Here is a 17,650-nt window from a genome sequence, read left to right on the forward strand (position 1 = left end):
ACTCCAAAATCTGGTGCTCCAGTTTTGGGTTCAGTTCAAGTGTGCTGAGAAATTTATTGAGGATTAAAACTCTTCCCAGTCATCGGCTGCCGCCGCCACGGGTTCTTTTCTGGGGGCTGCGGGGTTTGCGGTTTTGGCGGCAGGCTTGGCTACAGGTTTAGTTACAGATTTAGCTGCCGGCTTGGGCAGGCTGCGCACCAGGGGCTTGTCAGTCATGCTGGCGACTGCTGCCGGTTTGGAGGCAGCTTTGGGTGTGCTGACCTGAGTCTGATCCAGTTTGAAGACGCTGACTATACGGCTCAGGTTTTGTGCCTGGTTCTGCAATGCGCCAGCCGCCGCTGCCGCCTCTTCTACCAGGGCAGCATTTTGCTGTGTCATCTGGTCCATCTGGGTAACGGCAATATTGATCTGCTCTATGCCGGCACTTTGTTCGGTGCCAGCAGCAGTAATTTCGCTGATGATGTCGCTGACACGTTTGACACTATCGACGACTTCTTTCATCGTCTCACCGGCCTGATCCACCAGACGGGTACCCTGGCCGACTTTATCGACAGAATCGTTGATGAGCTCCTTGATTTCCTTGGCGGCGCTGGCAGAGCGTTGCGCGAGGTTGCGTACTTCTGATGCGACTACGGCAAAGCCGCGCCCTTGTTCACCGGCACGAGCCGCTTCTACCGCTGCGTTCAGGGCGAGGATATTGGTCTGGAAGGCAATCCCGTCTATGACGGCGATGATATCGACGATTTTTTTCGAGGATTCATTGATGGAACCCATGGTATTAACCACCTGCGACACCACATCGCCACCCTTTTGTGCCACGGCAGATGCAGAGTGGGACAACTGATTGGCCTGGCGTGCATTGTCGCTATTGTGTTTGATGGTAGAGGTAATCTCTTCCATGGAAGAAGCGGTTTCTTCGAGTGAGCTGGCCTGGTTTTCAGTGCGGTTGGACAAGTCCATATTGCCTTCGGCAATTTCTGTCGTCGCAGCGGCGATTTCATCGGTGCCCTGGCGTACTTCGCTGACTACCTGTAACAGGCTCTGGTTCATTTCTTTTAAAGCTTGCAATAACAAGCCGGTTTCGTCAATGGTGCGTGATTCGATATGGCTGGTCAGATCACCGGCAGCCACGGTCTGAGCGACCCTGACAGCATCTTGCAAGGGGCGTGACACAATGCGGGCAATCGCGACCGCTAGCAATATGCCAAGGGCGATACTGCTGACAAGGACGATGATAATCAGGGTGCGTGAAGACTCATAAGACTCAGCACCACGCTTGTAGGCATCAACACCACCCTCGACATTGGTCTTGACCATTTTATCGACGAGAGCACGTACTTTGGTATTGAGCTTGGAAGAGTCACCGCGCATCAATACCATGGCGTCCTTGCTGTTCCCCTCTTTTGCCAGTGCCGCCATCTTGTCCGAGATTTGCAAATACTCGGTCATAGACTTGCTGTATTCCTCAAACTGCTTTTTTTCATCAGGATCAGAAATCAGGCGTGAATACTCAGCTTCATTCTCTTTGAGGCCGGTGACAGCTTCCTTGGTGCGGCCTATGTATTTTTCGACCTCTTCGGCATTTTCAGCTGAAACCAGTTGTGCTTCCTGTGAGCGTATGCGCGATACTCTTTCCTTGATACCCATGGCGGCGTTCACGCTGGGCATCCAGTTGGTGCCCAGTTCATAGGCGTTCTGGTTCACCTTGGCCAGCATGGTAATGGAAAATATGCCGAGGAATATCGTCAACAGCAACAGCAAACCAAAGCCAACAAACAGCTTGGCTGAGATTCTCAGGTTATAAAAAATCTTCATCACAACTCCCGGTAAAAGGGACGACAATACGTCGAAGAAAGCCAGTAGTGCTTGCCGGGTTAAACATCTCAGAACTCTTCCCAGTCTTGCTCGGTCTTGGCTGGTTCACGCTGTTTTGTTGCTGCTTTTGCTGACGGCAGTTTGCGTGTAGTCGTTGCAGGTTTTGGGGATTGTGCAGTTACTCTGGGGGCGGGCCTGGCTACCTGGCTTTGAAAACCGGTAGCAGGCTGCGCATTGTGCAGTTTGAACACCGCGACAACACGGCTCAGGTTGGCTGCCTGTTCTTGCAAAGCTCCTGCGGCGGCGGCCGCCTCTTCCACCAGTGCCGCGTTCTGCTGGGTGACCTGGTCCATTTGTATGATGGCGGTATTGATCTGGTCTATGCCTGAGCTTTGTTCGGCACCGGCTGCAGTAATCTCGCTGATGATGTCACTGACACGTTTGACGCTGTCGACCACTTCTTTCATGGTGATACCTGCTTCATCGACCAGGCGTGTACCGAGATCGACTTTTTCGACTGAGTCATTGATGAGAGTCTTGATTTCCTTGGCGGCACTGGCAGAGCGCTGCGCGAGGTTGCGCACTTCTGATGCCACCACGGCAAAGCCGCGCCCCTGCTCGCCAGCCCGCGCGGCCTCTACTGCTGCGTTCAGCGCCAGGATATTGGTCTGAAAGGCAATGCCATCAATGACGGCAATGATATCGACAATTTTTTTGGAGGATTCATTGATGGAACCCATGGTATCGACCACTTGCGATACCACGCTCCCCCCTTTTTGCGCCACGGCAGAAGCTGAATGCGATAGCTGATTGGCCTGGCGCGCATTATCACTATTATGCTTGACGGTAGAAGTCAGTTCTTCCATGGAAGATGCCGTTTCTTCGAGAGAACCGGCCTGGCTTTCTGTGCGGGCTGACAGATCCATGTTGCCATTCGCAATTTCTGTCGAGGCGGTGGCGATCAGGTCTGTACCAGTGCGCACTTCGCTGACTACCGACAAGAGGCTGGCATTCATTTCTTTCAGGGCTTGCAGGAGTTCCCCGGTTTCGTCCCTGGTCTTTACCTGGATATCGCTGGTCAGATCGCCAGAGGCCACCGTCTTGGCAACCTTGACTGCTTCCTGCAAGGGTCTTGCGACCACCCTGGCTATCCAGTAAGCCAGTAGCAGGCCCAGCGCGATAGTCACGACGATGAGACCAAGTATGAGGCTGCGGGAATTGGCATAAATCTGCTCGCCCGTACGGTATTCAGCGATACCGCCATCGGCGTTTACCTGCACCATCTTGTCGGCCATCGCCAGCATGTCGGCATTCAGTTTTGACGATTCGCCGCGCAAGGTGGTACGGGCTTCTTCCATATTGCCTGCATTGGCCTGGGCGGTCAGCTTTTTTGCCTCGACTACATAGCGCTCCCACAGTTTGCTGTAGTCGGCAAAGAACTTTTTTTCGTCCTCCGTGCTGATCAGTTTGACGTAGTCTGCTTCATACTTCTTGAGTTCGGCAACATAGTCATTCCAGCGCTTTTCATATTTCTTCAGGTTTTCTTCGTCGCCAGCAGACATGACTATCTGCATTTCCTGGGTGCGCAGGCGTGAGATTCTTTCCTTGATGCCCATGGCGGCGTTGACGCTGGGCATCCAGTTGGTGCCCAGTTCCAGTGCAGTACTATTCACCCTGGACAATTGATAGACTGAAAAGCCACCCAGGAAAATGGTGAGTAACAGCAGCAGTATGAAGCCAACAAACAGCTTGGCAGAAATCCTCAGGTCGTAAAACAATTTCATGGTAAGTCCTTTATCGAAAAGAACAACAAAATTGCAAACTTCTGAAACAGAGGCGGGGGATATTATGACTATATATCTAGTTGTAGAAGGAAGTGTTGCGGAATGCAAATTTCTGAACGGTAATTTGTAGCATCAATGTAAAAAAAGCGAAAAAAAAAGAAAGCCGACCAGCAGCTTTCTTTTTTTTGGGTAATTAACCGACCAGGTGGTCAGGGCAATTGGGTCACAACCTTGACCGTGGCATCCACCGCTGATTTTTCTATATAGCCTATGCCTGTAGGATTGGCAGCCACGGCTTTTTTGACTTCTGCACTATTGTGCAATTCCTTCGGTGCTGTACCTTTGCCGGTGAACACCAGCTTGGACCAGATGGTTTTTACTTCAGACAAGTCCTTGTCGGCGACTTTCTTGTAGAACTCTGCACGTATCGGTGAGTTGTCTGGCAAATCGACAGGAGTAAACATGGCCGACTTGCCGAGGAAAAACTGCGAAGCCTGGGTTGCTGTCATGGCGGTTGCCGGGTTGGCAGTATTAACGATCACTACCAGCTCGGCTGCTTGCACCATTGCAGTGCCAGTCATGACAGTGGCGGCCAACAAAAACTGTATCAATTGCTTATTCATCGCGCCTCCCCCCATCAGAATACAAAATCAACTGCTGCTGCAAACACGGTCACTGGACCTTTGAAACCCGGCTTGGCATTGATGAATACCCCTGGGCCATTGTCGGGTGACATTCTGTCGAGCTGTAATTTCAAAGCGGCAGATTTATGGAAATCCCAGCGTACACCTATGCTGTTGCTGCTTTGTATAGGAGATGCTGACGCCAGGGCATTTGCGCCCAGAGTGTAAGGCAGCAACGGGCCAGCAGCTGGCAGGCCTGCGACGGTGCGTGGGCTGTCCTGGGTGGCGGATGCGTGGACTACATAGGGAAGGAAGGCACCCATGCGGTAGCCAAACATGGTGTACCAGGAAGTGGTGTCAGCAATAGACAGGCTGGCAGATTTACGCTTGCCATATTCTGCCTGTACTACCATGCTCTTCCAGTCCACACCGAGACCGACTGAAGTGAAAGAAGCCTTGGTGTCATTTACCGCAATTGCATTTGCAGCAGAGGCAAAACCGAACTTCGTCAGGCCAGAAACCAGGGTGTTGAGGTTAGTGGAATTATCAACAGTGACATTCGCATCGACACGGCCAAAACGGAAAGTGAAAGGACCGTTTTCAGCAACGATATTGATGCTTGATACCTTTTTGAATTTCGCTGTAAAGCCACCGCGGTTGTCCGAGTCCGTCACACCATAAGCAACTTGTGCAGTCACGGCAGTATCACCAAGATTGGTCTGGTACAGTAGGTCGGCACCATCCAGGCTTTCCAGTGTAACCTGGGTGTACATTTCTACTGGCGGGCGCAACATGGTGTTGGCATAGCCTACATTGCGATAATCAGAAATCATATACACAGGCAGGCCAACGCGGCCCACGCGTATGTTCAGGTTGTCAGATACCTTGGCTTTGGCAAAGGCCCAGGCCAGTTCTGCACCAAAATTGTCCGTAACGTTTTTACGCACCAGACCCTGCCCCGTAAAAGACAGCCAGTCATTCATTTTTGCCGTGACCTGCAAACCAAGATTGGAATCCACCCCGGTTTTTGCACCGCTGGTGACTCCAGCCAATTGATTTGGACGGGCAAATTCTGCGTCAGAAGTATTGCTGCGTGTCAGTGCGGCAGTACCAAATCCGCTAACGGTGATGTTCGATGTGTCCTCAGCCCAGGCGGCTGAAACAGCGGATGCCATCGCCAATAAAGTGATAAAAGGTTTCAATTTCATGCTATCTCCTTGAAAGTTTCTTCATTGTAAGTTTTATTGGATGGGCAGATTTAGACTGTTTCCTCAGGGAAATTCGCAAAACAATTGCACAGTGACAATTCGAAAGCCGGGAAAAAAATAGCAAGCTGGCATGAGATTTTTTGATGCCTACTAGGAGATGCTTGACGGAAACATAAATAAAGGCCAGCCTTTTCAAATTAGGTGATGGTCAGACTTACAAAAAGTCATTTCACCATTTCTTGCACTTTCCGTGGCGAAATGCCGACAATACGCATGCTTGAAAAGCAAAAATGGCAGGCCATCAAGGCCTGCCATCACCAAATCAGTGCGTGCAAATTTGTTTAAAAATCAGCGGTCACTGAAAAATTCCAGCTGCGTGCCGGGACAAAAGTATATTGATCAAATGCGGCACCCTTGCTGTTCACAGAAATGGAAGTGGCATCCTGTTTGTCGAACAGATTATTGATACCGAACTGCGCCTTCACATTTTTGAGCATCAGCCCATCTGTCTTGTAGCGATAACCGATAGTGAAATCCGTCGTGGTATAAGCCGCTATTTTGTAGGCTGCCGGTTCGCCATCTTTTGCATATTGCTGGCCCGTGGTTTTTGCTATCAATGAAGCATGCAAGCCATTGGCCTTGTACAGCAAACCAAAAGCAGAGGTGGATTCAGGTGCCTTGGCAACCTGCAAGCCGGTATCTTTTGCCTTGGCACTATTCAGGGAAGCATTCGCATGCACTGAGAAACCGCTACCGAGGTAGTAAGTCGCCGCAGCTTCTATCCCCTTGTAGATGACGCCACCCTGGTTGTAATACACGACATCATTGCCTGTGCCAGTGGATGCAATCTTGTTGTTGAAGTCTATGTAATACACATCGGCATCCAGCGTCAAATCGCGGGATTGATGAACCATACCCAATTGGTAATTGGTCGATGTCTGTGGCTTTGGTGTGCTCAGGCTGGGCGTGTTGACATAGAACATGGACAGGTCAGGCACCAGAAAGCCGCGGGCAATTTGTGTATAGGCAGACCATTCCTTGTTGATGCTGTAGTTGGCGGTCAGGAAAGGCAAGGTCGTTGTATAGGTTTGTTCTGTAACGGTCGGGATGCGGGTGGTCTGGTTGACCTTGGCATCGAGTGAGCGCTGGAAGCTGACATATTTCAAACCTGGAGTAATCGTCAGGTCTGGCATGGCGGCCCATTCAAATTCGACGAAGGGCTGGTATTGCCTCCAGTTGGAGCCCTGCTCATAAGCGACATTCTTGGGCGCAGTCGATTCTTTCGGGTTGGCGACACCCAGGGTCCAGTCAAAGTCATAGGTATGGCGGTTGGTGCTGGCATTTTCCATCCAGATGCCCAGACGCAGCAAACCAGCATCAAATTGATTGCTCGCTTTCAGGATATCGCCATTCACGCGGTAGGCATTGAGCTTGTTATAACCGGGAACATTCAGATTGCCTGTCACACCAGCCTTGGTGCCATTCGCAGTCGCGCCACTGGCGTCCTGGCCGGAATAAGTATCATTAGTATAGGAGTAGGTGTAGAGGGTATTGTCGATTCCCCAGCCAGCCAGTTTTGACTGCAGGCGTATGTAGTCAAAATCCGTGTTCTTGTTATTGAAGTTGTAGCCGTAGAAATTCTGGCTCTTAGGATCATTATTGAGTGCATAGTTCTTGCCGAACTGTGCTACCTGGTTCAAGGTCACGCCCCCTTTGTCGGCTGCATAGCTGGTGATCTTGTTGAAGGTCGAGAACACGGTCAGCGTGGTGTCCTTACCCAGGCTGCGCTGCAGTTTGAACTGGTAATTGTCTTCGGTTACTCCGCTATAAGTCAGGTAGCCATCTGTCGTCAGGCGCGAGCCATTGAACATGAAACGGGTATCGCCAAAATACGAGCTGGTGCCGCTGTCGATTTGCACACCAGTCATCCTGGTATTCCAGGAACCAAATGTGGCATAAGGCGAGAAATGAAAATCCTGCGACAACTCTTTGGAAAACAGATTGACTGAGCCACCAAATGTCGCCTGCCCCAGGTTGCTGGCATTGCCAGGACCACGTTCTATGACCATGCCACCGATGATGCGTGCCGGGAAATACGAGGTGGAATGATGAGTAGGATTATTGGTGTCGCCAAAAGGAATGCCATCATAGGTGATGTTATATTCGCCATCCTGAAAACCACGCAGCGTCACCTTGGTTTCGGCCAGACCTGGCCCATTTGCAGATACACCTGCACCTACGCTGGGAGCGATGCGTGCCACCGCATTAAAATCTGCGAGCGGCGTCACGGATTGTTCTATAAAGGTAGCCGTGATCACGGACTGGGGCTGAGTCGCTTTCAGCGAAGTTTGTACCGGTGCCCGGTTACCTATTGAAGAGCCACTGATGACAACACGCGATTTGATGGCATCAGCATCCAGCGCGGACGGTGACTCCTGTACAGTTTCAGGAGTGGCAACAGTTTGTGCCCTGGCGTGCTGCTGTGTCATGCATGCGATGGCGAGCAACACCTGCGCCGTCATGATATGCATGGAAAATTGAACTTGCTTGCGTGTCATCATTTGCCTTCCAATGAGCTTGGTGGGTAGAAAACCCGCAAGTGTAGGAAGTGCATGTGACAGGACGGTGTAAGCAGTGTGACTGTTTGATGACGTAACAACAGGCCACGATTGAAAAAAAGGTAAAAAATCTTCAACTCATGAGGAATCGTCACTCATGCCTGGCCGATCGTTGTATCTTCTTGGTCTGCGGCAGATGCATAAATATATTTCCTTCTTGCAATCAGTTTGAGTGTGATTGCAGTTTTAATAAATTATTTATACGGAGCATCCTCACGTTATCTGTCTACAGCGGCTGCCAGGAGTAAAGAAAGCCAAAGCAAGAAGCTGTTTGTCCTTAAGATGGAGTCCATGAATGGCTGCAATCCGGAAATCCGACACCATATCAGTAATGTTGCTGGCAACATTGCTGATGCTGCCATGCCTGCATGCACATGCTGATCAACTGGCTGCCGAAAAATGGTTGCGCGAAGAATTCAAGATATCCAGTCTGACTGCCACCCAGCAGATGGATGAGATGCGCTGGTTCATTGCAGCGGCAGACAAACTGAAGCGGGCCGGTGTCAGCGAGATCAGGGTGGCGTCTGAAATCATCGATACCCATGCCTATGAATCCACCGTGCTGGCAAAAGCATTTTTTGAGATTACCGGCATCAAGGTCATTCATGAAACCATGCCCGAAGGTGAGCTGGTTGAGCGTCTGCAAAAAGCCATGTATGCAGACAAGAGCAGCTACGATGGCTGGATCTCGGACTCTGACCTGATAGGTACCCATTACCGTTATGGTGTCATAGAACCACTGTCAGACTATATGAAGGACAAGGGCAGGGAATACACTAACCCCGACCTCGACATCAAGGACTTCATCGGTACCAGCTTTACGACTGCACCTGATGGCAAACTCTACCAACTGCCAGACCAGCAATTTGCCAATCTCTACTGGTTCCGGGCTGACCTGTTTGCCCGCAAGGACTTGCAAGAGCAATTCCGGCAAAAATATGGCTATGAACTGGGCGTACCGCAAAACTGGTCAGCCTATGAAGACATTGCAGAATTCTTCAGCAAGGATGTCAAAACCATAGACGGCAAAGCTATCTACGGCCACATGGATTATGGCAAGAGTGATCCTTCGCTGGGCTGGCGCTTTACCGATGCCTGGTTATCGATGGCAGGCGCGGCAGACCGTGGCATACCAAATGGCTTGCCGGTCGATGAATGGGGCATACGTGTCGCGAGTGACAAATGCACGGCAGTAGGTGCCAGTGTTGCCAGAGGTGGTGCCACCAATTCACCGGCGGCAGTGTATGCACTCAGTAAATACCTGGAATGGCTGAATAAATATGCGCCGCCGCAAGCCAGGCAATTGAATTTTACTGAGGCCGGGCCAGTGCCGGCGCAAGGCCAGATTGCCCAGCAAATCTTTTGGTATACCGCCTTTACCGCCGCTATGATCAAGCCGGATTTGCCCGTCATGAATGCTGATGGCAGCCCCAAATGGCGCATGGCTCCTTCACCTCACGGTGCCTACTGGAAAACCGGTATGCAAAATGGTTACCAGGATGTGGGTTCATGGACCTTCTTCAAATCAACACCAGAACACCGCAAGGCCGCTGCCTGGCTGTATGCGCAATTCGTCACTTCAAAAAGCGTGTCGCTGAAAAAATCCATCGTCGGCCTGACCTTCATACGCGAATCAGACATACGTCATGAGTACTTCACAAAAAATGCCTATCGTTACGGCGGCCTGATCGAGTTCTACCGCAGCCCTGCCAGGGTCGCCTGGACGCCGACAGGGAATAATGTACCGGATTACCCAAAGCTGGCGAGTCTGTGGTGGAGCAATATCGCGCCCGTAGTGCAAGGCGAGATCAGCCCACAAATAGCGCTCGACAAACTGGCCGTACAGATAGACCAGGTCATGGCGGAACTGCAAAGCAAGGGTATGAAGAATTGTCCGCCAAAACTTAATCCCGTGCGTGATACAGCAAAATACCTGACCGACAAGGGCGCACCATGGAAAAAACTGGCGGTGGAAAAACCCAAAGGCGAAACCATTGCCTATGACAAACTATTACAAGCCTGGCGCGAAGGCCGCGTCAAATAACAGTTCAGACTGGTTCATTCATGCAAGGATTGAACAATAAAGTGCAAAGAAAGGCATAGCGTGTTCCTGCGTAAAAATCTGAGCCTGATAACCGTCACGATACTAATCGTTTCGGCCATCCTGGCACAGTCATACTGGAGTGCCCGGCAAGACAGGGAATTGACGCTGGAAGCAGAGCGCAGCAATGCCCATGTAGCCGTGCGCCTGCTTGAAGAACATGTGGCCCAGACCATGCAGGATGGCGTGCAAAAACTTGATACTGCAGCGATTGCCGCCGCCTCTTTCTCGGATGTGGGCGTTGATATCCAGCATTTCATCAATAATTATGATGCCCAGGATTACCGCTATATCAAGGCTTTGCGCTACATAGACCTGGCTGGTAATAGCTGGGTCAGCTCGCCTGATTTTCCATCGCATCAAATGTCAGTTGCTGACAGGGATGATATCCATTTCCTCACGCAACATCCTGAATATAAAGAGGTCGTCATCGGTAGCCCGTATGAAAGCCGCTACGACAGCCAGCTGGTCTTGCCTATCGCACGCAATGTGTTTGATAAGACGGGTAAGCAGGTGGCAATAATCAGCACTGACCTGCGCATCGCTTACTTTGCCGAGCTGTATGCGAATGTGGCAAAAGAGAATAATGCGATGCTGGCCCTGATTGCCAATGCTGGTTTTATCATCGTTCGCTCCCCGTTTGAGGCGCGCTATGTGAACCGGGATATCAGCAAGGAGCCTGCGACACACAGGCTGGCCAGCCAGGACAAGGAAGGCAGTTTCACTGACCCTGAATGGCTTGATGATGAGTTTGAGCGTCTGTATGCGTATCGCAAGGTCAGCGGTTTCCCGCTCAGCGTCGTATATGGGCGTGATCTTGAAAGTATACTCGCCCCCTGGCACCAGCGCCTGCAAACCAGGGCCATCTTTACTGCGGTGGTGGTTTTGCTACTGCTCGGTGTCATGGCCATGCTGGCCAGACAATTCCATAAATTGCGGGTGTCTGAAGCGACCCTCAGAAATGCCGAATATAAATTTTCTGAAATTTTTGAACGTTCGCCACTGGCGATTTCCCTGGTCAATCTGCACACCCGGAAAATCGATGCTGTCAATGATGCCTGGATACGATTATTTGGCTACCGTCAAGAAGACATCGTCGGTCCTGAAGAGCAGTACCTGAAATATTTTTGGGTAGATAAAGAAGAGTTACGCAGCTTTGTCTCACTCTTGCGCACTGAGCCGCAGATAGATCATTTTCAGGCGAGACTCAGGCATGCTGACGGCAGCATCAGGGTTTGCCTGCTGTCCTCGCGCACTTATATGGCGGATGGTGAAGCTCGTTACATCGTCACCCCGCAGGATGTGACACGCCAGCTCGCCGCAGAGCAGGACTTGCTGTACCTGAATGCCTCGCTCGAAGACCGGGTTGCCAGGCGTACCGAGAACCTTGAGCGCTCGAATGCAGAACTGGCAGAAGCCCTGAATTCGCTGCAACTCATGCAAGGTGAATTGATAAAGCAAGAGAAACTGGCCTCGCTGGGTTCGCTGGTGGCAGGTGTGGCGCATGAGCTGAATACTCCCATAGGCAATAGCGTGACCGTTGCCAGTACCCTGCAAGACCAGGCCAGGTTATTGCAGGATGACCTGCAACAAGGGGCGATCAAACGCAGTGCCTTCAATGCCTTCCTGGAGAGCACCATTTTTGGTGCTGATGTCTTGATGCGCTCTCTGCAGCGTGCTTCTGAACTGATACGCAGCTTCAAGCATGTGGCGGTCGATCAGTCCAGCGATATGCGCAGGCAATTTGACTTGAGGCAGGTAGTGGAAGAAATCCTGCTGACCAATTCATCCCTGTATGCCAAGACCGGCTTTGCAATGCAAACCGATTTGCAGGCAGATATACGTATGGACAGTTATCCTGGCGCGCTGGGACAAATCATAGGAAATTTCCTGACCAATTCCATCCGGCATGGTTTTGAAGGACGCAGCAGCGGCATGATGTGCCTGAGTACCAGCCTGCTGGACCAGGATCATGTCAAACTTGAATTCAGGGACAATGGCAGCGGGATCGCGCAAGAGCATTTGACGAAAGTCTTTGATCCCTTCTTTACCACCAAGTTAGGCCAGGGTGGTTCTGGCCTGGGCATGAATATAGTCTATAACCTGGTGAGCAAGATACTCGGTGGGAAAATCCAGGTGCACAGTGAAGCTGGCGAGGGTAGCTGTTTTACTGTCATCGTGCCTTTAATTGCACCGGTAGCGGAAGAAAAAACCAAGCCCCAGTCCTGATCCTGATCTTAATTTTGCTCTTGCAGCAGGGACTGGGGCTAGTATTACAAAAAGCGATAACCCAGATTTACTTGTTGCTGCACTCAGTCTTATTGCCCTGCATGCGGCACTCAGTAATCAGCTTACCTTGCTTGTTCCAGGCCTGGACTTTCCAGCTTTGCTGTTCACGCTCCATGGTCATGAAGCCGACTTCATTCGAATTGCTGAAGTAATCCAGTTTTGCCTCAGTATACGGTGTGGAATTGGCGGCCAGTGGCACAGGCAGCGGTGTATCAAGCGAAGAGCCACCATTGCCTGAAACAAATTGCACAGGATGATCAGTACTGAAAGTCAGCGCTTCAAACAAATGCACATGACCGGACAGGGTCGCCTGTACTTTGGAAGGGAACAAGCGCGTGGTATTCAGGGTTTGCATGATGTCCTGCATGGCGAGATTGCCAGGGAAGATATTCAGTGGCCCATCTTTTTTACGTTCAGCAGCAAAGGCCAGCACAGGGTGGTGGTCGATGAAGATATTGAAGTCTGCACTTTCTGCCAGCTTGTTGACGGTCTTGAACTGCTCCATATATAACTTGTAGGCAGCATCGGTTTTTGCAAGTGGTTTGATAGGCACTTTGGCTGAGTCAAAGATGATCAGTTGCGCCTGCTCGCTGCCTATACGGCCCAACGGTACGGCATAAGGATCGCTATAGTCGCCACGCATGTCATCTGATTCATCAACACAGTCACGTCCCCTCTTCAAAGGACGCGGGTCCATCAGGCGCCACCAGCCCTGGCCTGCACGGACGCAGGTTTCATGATTGCCGCGCACGACTACCCAGGGCGCAGCCTTCAGCAAAGCCTGCGCTGGTGTAAAAAAATCTGCCTGCCAGGTATCCCAGCCATAACCCCATGGGCTGCCTGCACATTCCTTATTTCCTTCGGGGCAGGCATTTTCGCGGTAGTGATAATCTCCAACATGTACGACCAGGTCAGGCTTGAAGCGCGCTGCGGTTTCCACCATTTCGCGGAAGGCCCATTTCTCGCTGTCATTGCAAGACTGGAAGTAATTGTCTGCGACTTTCAAACGACAACCGGTATCACCAATGACGATGATTTTTTGTGCGACCGGTTTTGGTATCGGTAAATCCCGTCCGCCGACACTGGCTGTTTTGGTAGTCGGCAGCAAGGGTGCTTCACAAGTCAGCACAGGAAAATCGGAAGGCTTGCTGTCTTCCGGTTTGCTGGCTGTCTTGCGCAAAGGCAGAGTACTTGGCCCTGCCCTGTGGTTCATCGCAACCATGTTGCCATCCTGCGCCAGGGAAGGACAGATATTGTCTGTCGTCACAGCGCGGGCTATGGCCTGGCCATTTTCGCCCAATACCACCCAGGCAGCCTGTATTTTTGCATCGTGTTGTGTAGGCAGGCTGCTACAGGCCGCCAGCAAACTGCTGATGGCAGCGATGGCGAGCAGTCGTCGTTCTGGCAAGCTATGTGTGTGCATATTGTTCTCCATCTTTTATTTCAATCCCAATGTCTCGTAGGCCAGTCTCTTGAAGTCGAAAGAGAAGGGATGCCAGAAACTCATCAGTCTTTGTGTCATCAATACCCCGGCGATATTGTGGCGTGGTGATATCCACCAGTGGGTACCAGCGATACCACCCCATTCAAACTCTCCAACGGAAGCTGGCGGGTCTATCGATGAGGGTCTTAATGTTACCGCACCACCGAGTCCGAAGCCCTTGCCCGGTACATCGCCAACGCCGGGAAAAGCAATGCCTGTACCCGCAGGCAAATGGTTTTGCATCATCAATTTGATAGTTTCAGGCCTGAGCAAGGTATCGCCATCGGGCATGAAGCTGCGCATCAGTGAGAGCATATCCTGCATGCTCGATACCAGTCCACCGCCGCCAGACAGGCGTGCCACCGGCGTCGTGAATGCGCCGGGGTAGGGTGATTTGTCGAGCTTGCGCAAGCCACGCTGCAGGATATTTTGCGGGTCAGTACCGGCATAGTAAGACGCCAGCCTGTCCAGTTTATGCTCAGGCACGACAAAGCTGGTGTCATGCATGGCCAGAGGATTGAATATGCGTAATTGCAGGAAGCGGTCAAAACTCATGCCGCTGACCACTTCGACCAGGCGCGCCAACACATCGGTGGCTATCGAATATTCCCAGGTCTCACCGGGATGAAAACTCAGTGGCAACTCTGCCAGCACATCCATCATCTCGGCCAGCGTAGTAAAGGCATTCATGACCCGCTTTTCATTGTAGGCCTTGTACATGACCGTACCATGATCCAGCAAGCCATAACTGAGGCCGGCGGTATGGCAAAGTAGGTGCCTGATGGTGATCTTGTTGCGTGCTGGCTCGGTATCGTCAATGCGCGTCGCACCGGGTTTGAGCACCTGCAGGTGTGCGAGCTGGGGCAGGAATTCTTCAGCGGGTTGATCGAGTTCCAGCTTGCCATCTTCCATCAACAGCAGCACTGCTATTGAGGTGATCAGCTTGGTATTCGAAAACACGCGGAACAAGTGGTCATCGCGCATAGCCGTCTGGCTCTCGCGGTCTGCCCAGCCTGTGCAGTGCTGGTGCACCAGCTCACGCCCGACCAGCACCGCAGTCGAGACACCGGACAGGATTTGCCTGTCCACATATTTTTGCATCGCCGCGTTGATTGGGCTGAAATCGTAAGTCATTTACCAGATATTGAAGCTACAAAGGGTATATCCTACCCTCAACTCAACATATACTGCCAGCTAAAGAACACCGTCAGCCCAACGATGATGGTTGCCAACTGATGTCTGGTCACCGCACACAGCAAGGCTGCCACAGTCGCCGCCACCAGTTGCGGATTACGCCAGCTCAGTTCCAGCTCCTTGCCATGCGGTGACAGGATCATGGGGACAATGATGGCAGTCAACACGGTCACCGGCACAAACTCCAGCGCTTTTTTGAGGTTGCCGGAAAATGCCACACGGTCACCAAGGATGAAGATCAGGGCTTTTACCAGAAAGGTGATAAGCGCCATGCCGAGTATGGTCAAAGTGATATTCATGCCTGCTCCACGGTGATTTGTTCTTGCTTATTATCTTGTCTGGTAAAGCGCGACACCAGCATGCCAGTCGCCACTCCAAAGGCAATCGCCACCAGCAAACCCAGCTTATAGGGCAAATGTTGCAAGGCATAGGCCGCGCTGCCAGCGACGATGGCCGCCAGCAAATGCGGGCGTTTGAACAACTGCGGCACGACGATCGCAATAAAAGTTGCCACCATGGCAAAGTCCAGGCCCAGGGTCTGCAACTGCGGGAATATCGCCCCGAACATCAGGCCTGTCAGCGTCCAGAATTGCCAGTTAACATACATGGACAGGCCAGAGCCGAGGAAATACCAGTGTCCCTGCGCATCTTGGGGATGCTGGCGGTAATGTCGTTCCACCACAGCAAAGGTCTCGTCTGTCAGCAAGAATCCCAGCCCCCAGCGCCAGCGCCTTGGCAAATGCCTGACGTGTGGCATCAGTGCAGCCGCATACAGCATATGCCGCAAATTAACGATAAAAGTCGCCAGCCAGATCACCAGCATGCCCGTGTGGCTGGCGATGAGGCCAGTCGCAATGAACTGGCTGGAGCCTGCAAACACCGCCAGCGACATCAACTGCCCCTGCCAGGCCTGCATTTGTGCGGTGGCAACGAGCGTGCCAAAAATCATGCCGAAGGGGGCTGCACCGACCAGCATGGGGACGGTGTCGCGGATACCGGCGGTGAAGTGCTTCATTCTTGTGGATGGGGGCATGGGGTGATTCCATATTGCGGATGGCGATTGAATGGGATCTTGCCTGTTAATTGGGGAATGGGCTTGTACGTTCTTGCGGTTTGGGGGCGTTATTTGAAATAAAGAATTTACTTACGTACCTTACCTGGCTGAAAGTAAATTAAATGACTATAAATGTTAGCTACGTCATTCCAGCGTGCTTTTGGCTGGAATCCAGTGGCGTTCGTTGCATATCGTGAACTACATTAACTTCAGATTCGTATTATTTTATGCATCTATTTTTGAATTACCTGTATCAGTCATTTACGATTGCAGGCCGGGGGTAGCCCGGCAGCTACTCACTTTTCTTGCTGTCGCCAAGAAAAGTAAGCAAAAGAAGGCGACCCAGGCGTCGTCGCCCCCTAAAGGGGGTTCCCGTTTATGCAGTACAAAAAATGGGAAGGCCCGAAACTCGCTACGCTCAGACAGCGGTCCTTCTTTTTCCATTTTCTGTACAGCACAAACGGCGTCGACACATGGGAACGGCAAAAGTCAAAAGCAAAGGTCAACAACAACCCCAACGTCAATACGACCGCTAATTGCTTTACTTAATACACGACAGGTCGAACCGTCAAAATTCATTCAAACCCGCCATCTCCCCGGCGCCACCCCAAACGCCCTCTTAAAATGCCGCGTGAAATGACTCTGGTCTGCAAACCCTGTCATCGTCGCAATCTCAGTCACCGACAGATTCTGCCGCAGCAGACTCTGAGCGCGGTTCAACCTCAGCTGGTTGCGCCAGGCGTGCGGTGGCATACCAGTCGTGCGGGAGAACAAACGAGCGGCGTAGAAACTGGACAGACCTACCTCTTGTGCCAGCTCAGTCAGGCTGATGGCAACGCTCAAGTCTTCGCTAAGCCGGGATTTCATCATTTCTACCCTGACCGCATCAGGCAAGATAGTTTGTATGGCCGGACGGCTGCGGGCGTAGCGCGACAGCATCAGGGCAAAGCCTGCGGTCAGGGCGTTTTCGGCGGCGAGTGGATCACTACCGGCTTCCAGCAGGCGATGGGCAAAGGCAAGTTGGGCAGAGACTTCGGCATCCTCAATGACACCGTCTGGCAACCAGGGAACGCCAGCGGGGCTACCTGCCATGTCGCTGGCGAGTTGCTGCATCCAGTCCACCGATGGGTAAAAAGCGCGGTAGGCCCAGCCATGTTCGGTTGCCCTTTCACCCGTATGCACTTCGCCGGGATTAATGGCAGCAATGCAGCCAACCGAGGCCAGGCAACGGCTGCCGCGATAGCGGTAAGTTTGCGCGCCAGACTGTATGACGGGGATGGAAAAGCCTTCGTGCCAGTGCGGGGCAAACTCTTGCGCGAAGTATTCTGCCGTCAACAACTCCGCATCCGGCAGCAGCGGGCTGCGCCAGAAACGGGCGTCGTCACGGAAGGTGGCTGGTTTTTCCATACACAAAGAAATGCGGTAAAGGCCTGATTATTAAGGGCTATTCTATACTTAGTGGGTGAATCTTACATTTGGTG

At 51.9% G+C, this 17,650-nt stretch carries 12 protein-coding genes; 2 read left to right on the plus strand and 10 right to left on the minus strand.

The features are described from left to right. Positions 1-63: 63 nt before the first annotated feature. The 5 genes from UNDYM_RS29550 to UNDYM_RS29570 all read right to left on the minus strand — a co-directional run bounded on the left by UNDYM_RS29550 (position 64) and on the right by UNDYM_RS29570 (position 7,988). Positions 64-1,815, minus strand: a complete 1,752-nt coding sequence (locus tag UNDYM_RS29550) for a methyl-accepting chemotaxis protein (protein WP_162044350.1) — start codon at positions 1,813-1,815, stop codon at positions 64-66. 68 nt (positions 1,816-1,883) lie between these two features. After that, positions 1,884-3,599 (minus strand): methyl-accepting chemotaxis protein, encoded by a 1,716-nt coding sequence (locus UNDYM_RS31195; RefSeq protein ID WP_162044351.1) that lies wholly within the window; start codon positions 3,597-3,599, stop codon positions 1,884-1,886. 209 nt (positions 3,600-3,808) lie between these two features. Beyond that, entirely contained in the window at positions 3,809-4,222 is a 414-nt protein-coding gene (locus tag UNDYM_RS29560) for a hypothetical protein (protein WP_162044352.1), read from the minus strand. A gap of 14 nt (positions 4,223-4,236) precedes the next feature. Continuing rightward, positions 4,237-5,430 (minus strand): hypothetical protein, encoded by a 1,194-nt coding sequence (locus UNDYM_RS29565; protein ID WP_162044353.1) that lies wholly within the window; start codon positions 5,428-5,430, stop codon positions 4,237-4,239. Between the two features lie 341 nt (positions 5,431-5,771). Continuing rightward, positions 5,772-7,988 (minus strand): TonB-dependent receptor, encoded by a 2,217-nt coding sequence (locus UNDYM_RS29570; RefSeq protein WP_162044354.1) that lies wholly within the window; start codon positions 7,986-7,988, stop codon positions 5,772-5,774. Between the two features lie 391 nt (positions 7,989-8,379). Between UNDYM_RS29570 and UNDYM_RS29575 the strand changes: the two genes are divergently transcribed. Both UNDYM_RS29575 and UNDYM_RS29580 read left to right on the plus strand, forming a co-directional pair. Further along, entirely contained in the window at positions 8,380-10,092 is a 1,713-nt protein-coding gene (locus UNDYM_RS29575) for an ABC transporter substrate-binding protein (protein WP_370529497.1), read from the plus strand. A 60-nt stretch (positions 10,093-10,152) separates the two neighbouring features. Further along, on the plus strand, positions 10,153-12,378 hold the full coding sequence (locus UNDYM_RS29580) for an ATP-binding protein (protein ID WP_162044355.1): 2,226 nt from the start codon (positions 10,153-10,155) through the stop codon (positions 12,376-12,378). Between the two features lie 67 nt (positions 12,379-12,445). Here UNDYM_RS29580 and UNDYM_RS29585 read toward each other — a convergent pair whose 3' ends face one another. The 5 genes from UNDYM_RS29585 to UNDYM_RS29605 all read right to left on the minus strand — a co-directional run bounded on the left by UNDYM_RS29585 (position 12,446) and on the right by UNDYM_RS29605 (position 17,576). Then, complete coding sequence (locus UNDYM_RS29585; RefSeq protein ID WP_162044356.1) at positions 12,446-13,861, minus strand: metallophosphoesterase; 1,416 nt, start codon at positions 13,859-13,861, stop codon at positions 12,446-12,448. Positions 13,862-13,876: 15 nt separating this feature from the next. After that, complete coding sequence (locus UNDYM_RS29590) at positions 13,877-15,022, minus strand: serine hydrolase (RefSeq protein ID WP_162044357.1); 1,146 nt, start codon at positions 15,020-15,022, stop codon at positions 13,877-13,879. 71 nt (positions 15,023-15,093) lie between these two features. Continuing rightward, complete coding sequence (locus UNDYM_RS29595) at positions 15,094-15,414, minus strand: AzlD domain-containing protein (RefSeq protein WP_162044358.1); 321 nt, start codon at positions 15,412-15,414, stop codon at positions 15,094-15,096. After that, positions 15,411-16,148: an AzlC family ABC transporter permease gene (locus tag UNDYM_RS29600; protein ID WP_162044359.1), complete on the minus strand. Its 738-nt coding sequence runs from the start codon at positions 16,146-16,148 to the stop codon at positions 15,411-15,413. Before UNDYM_RS29600 ends, UNDYM_RS29595 begins: the two co-directional genes overlap by 4 nt. 600 nt (positions 16,149-16,748) lie before the next feature. Further along, the gene (locus tag UNDYM_RS29605; RefSeq protein ID WP_162044360.1) at positions 16,749-17,576 is read right to left on the minus strand and encodes an AraC family transcriptional regulator; all 828 of its coding nucleotides are present in this window, start codon (positions 17,574-17,576) and stop codon (positions 16,749-16,751) included. Between the last annotated feature and the right edge of the window lie 74 nt (positions 17,577-17,650).

The organism is Undibacterium sp. YM2, assembly GCF_009937975.1.
In the GTDB taxonomy this organism is placed as follows: Bacteria; Pseudomonadota; Gammaproteobacteria; order Burkholderiales; family Burkholderiaceae_D; genus Undibacterium.

Bases quoted from the DNA above. Each gene is read 5' to 3' on its own strand.
- UNDYM_RS31195 (WP_162044351.1), bottom strand. From the start codon at position 3,599: ATGAAATTGTTTTACGACCTGAGGATTTCTGCCAAGCTGTTTGTTGGC.
- UNDYM_RS29595 (WP_162044358.1), bottom strand. From the start codon at position 15,414: ATGAATATCACTTTGACCATACTCGGCATGGCGCTTATCACCTTTCTG.
- UNDYM_RS29590 (WP_162044357.1), bottom strand. From the start codon at position 15,022: ATGCAAAAATATGTGGACAGGCAAATCCTGTCCGGTGTCTCGACTGCG.
- UNDYM_RS29585 (WP_162044356.1), bottom strand. From the start codon at position 13,861: ATGCACACACATAGCTTGCCAGAACGACGACTGCTCGCCATCGCTGCC.
- UNDYM_RS29560 (WP_162044352.1), bottom strand. From the start codon at position 4,222: ATGAATAAGCAATTGATACAGTTTTTGTTGGCCGCCACTGTCATGACT.
- UNDYM_RS29565 (WP_162044353.1), bottom strand. From the start codon at position 5,430: ATGAAATTGAAACCTTTTATCACTTTATTGGCGATGGCATCCGCTGTT.
- UNDYM_RS29550 (WP_162044350.1), bottom strand. From the start codon at position 1,815: ATGAAGATTTTTTATAACCTGAGAATCTCAGCCAAGCTGTTTGTTGGC.
- UNDYM_RS29570 (WP_162044354.1), bottom strand. From the start codon at position 7,988: ATGACACGCAAGCAAGTTCAATTTTCCATGCATATCATGACGGCGCAG.
- UNDYM_RS29605 (WP_162044360.1), bottom strand. From the start codon at position 17,576: ATGGAAAAACCAGCCACCTTCCGTGACGACGCCCGTTTCTGGCGCAGC.
- UNDYM_RS29600 (WP_162044359.1), bottom strand. From the start codon at position 16,148: ATGCCCCCATCCACAAGAATGAAGCACTTCACCGCCGGTATCCGCGAC.
- UNDYM_RS29575 (WP_370529497.1), top strand. From the start codon at position 8,380: ATGTTGCTGGCAACATTGCTGATGCTGCCATGCCTGCATGCACATGCT.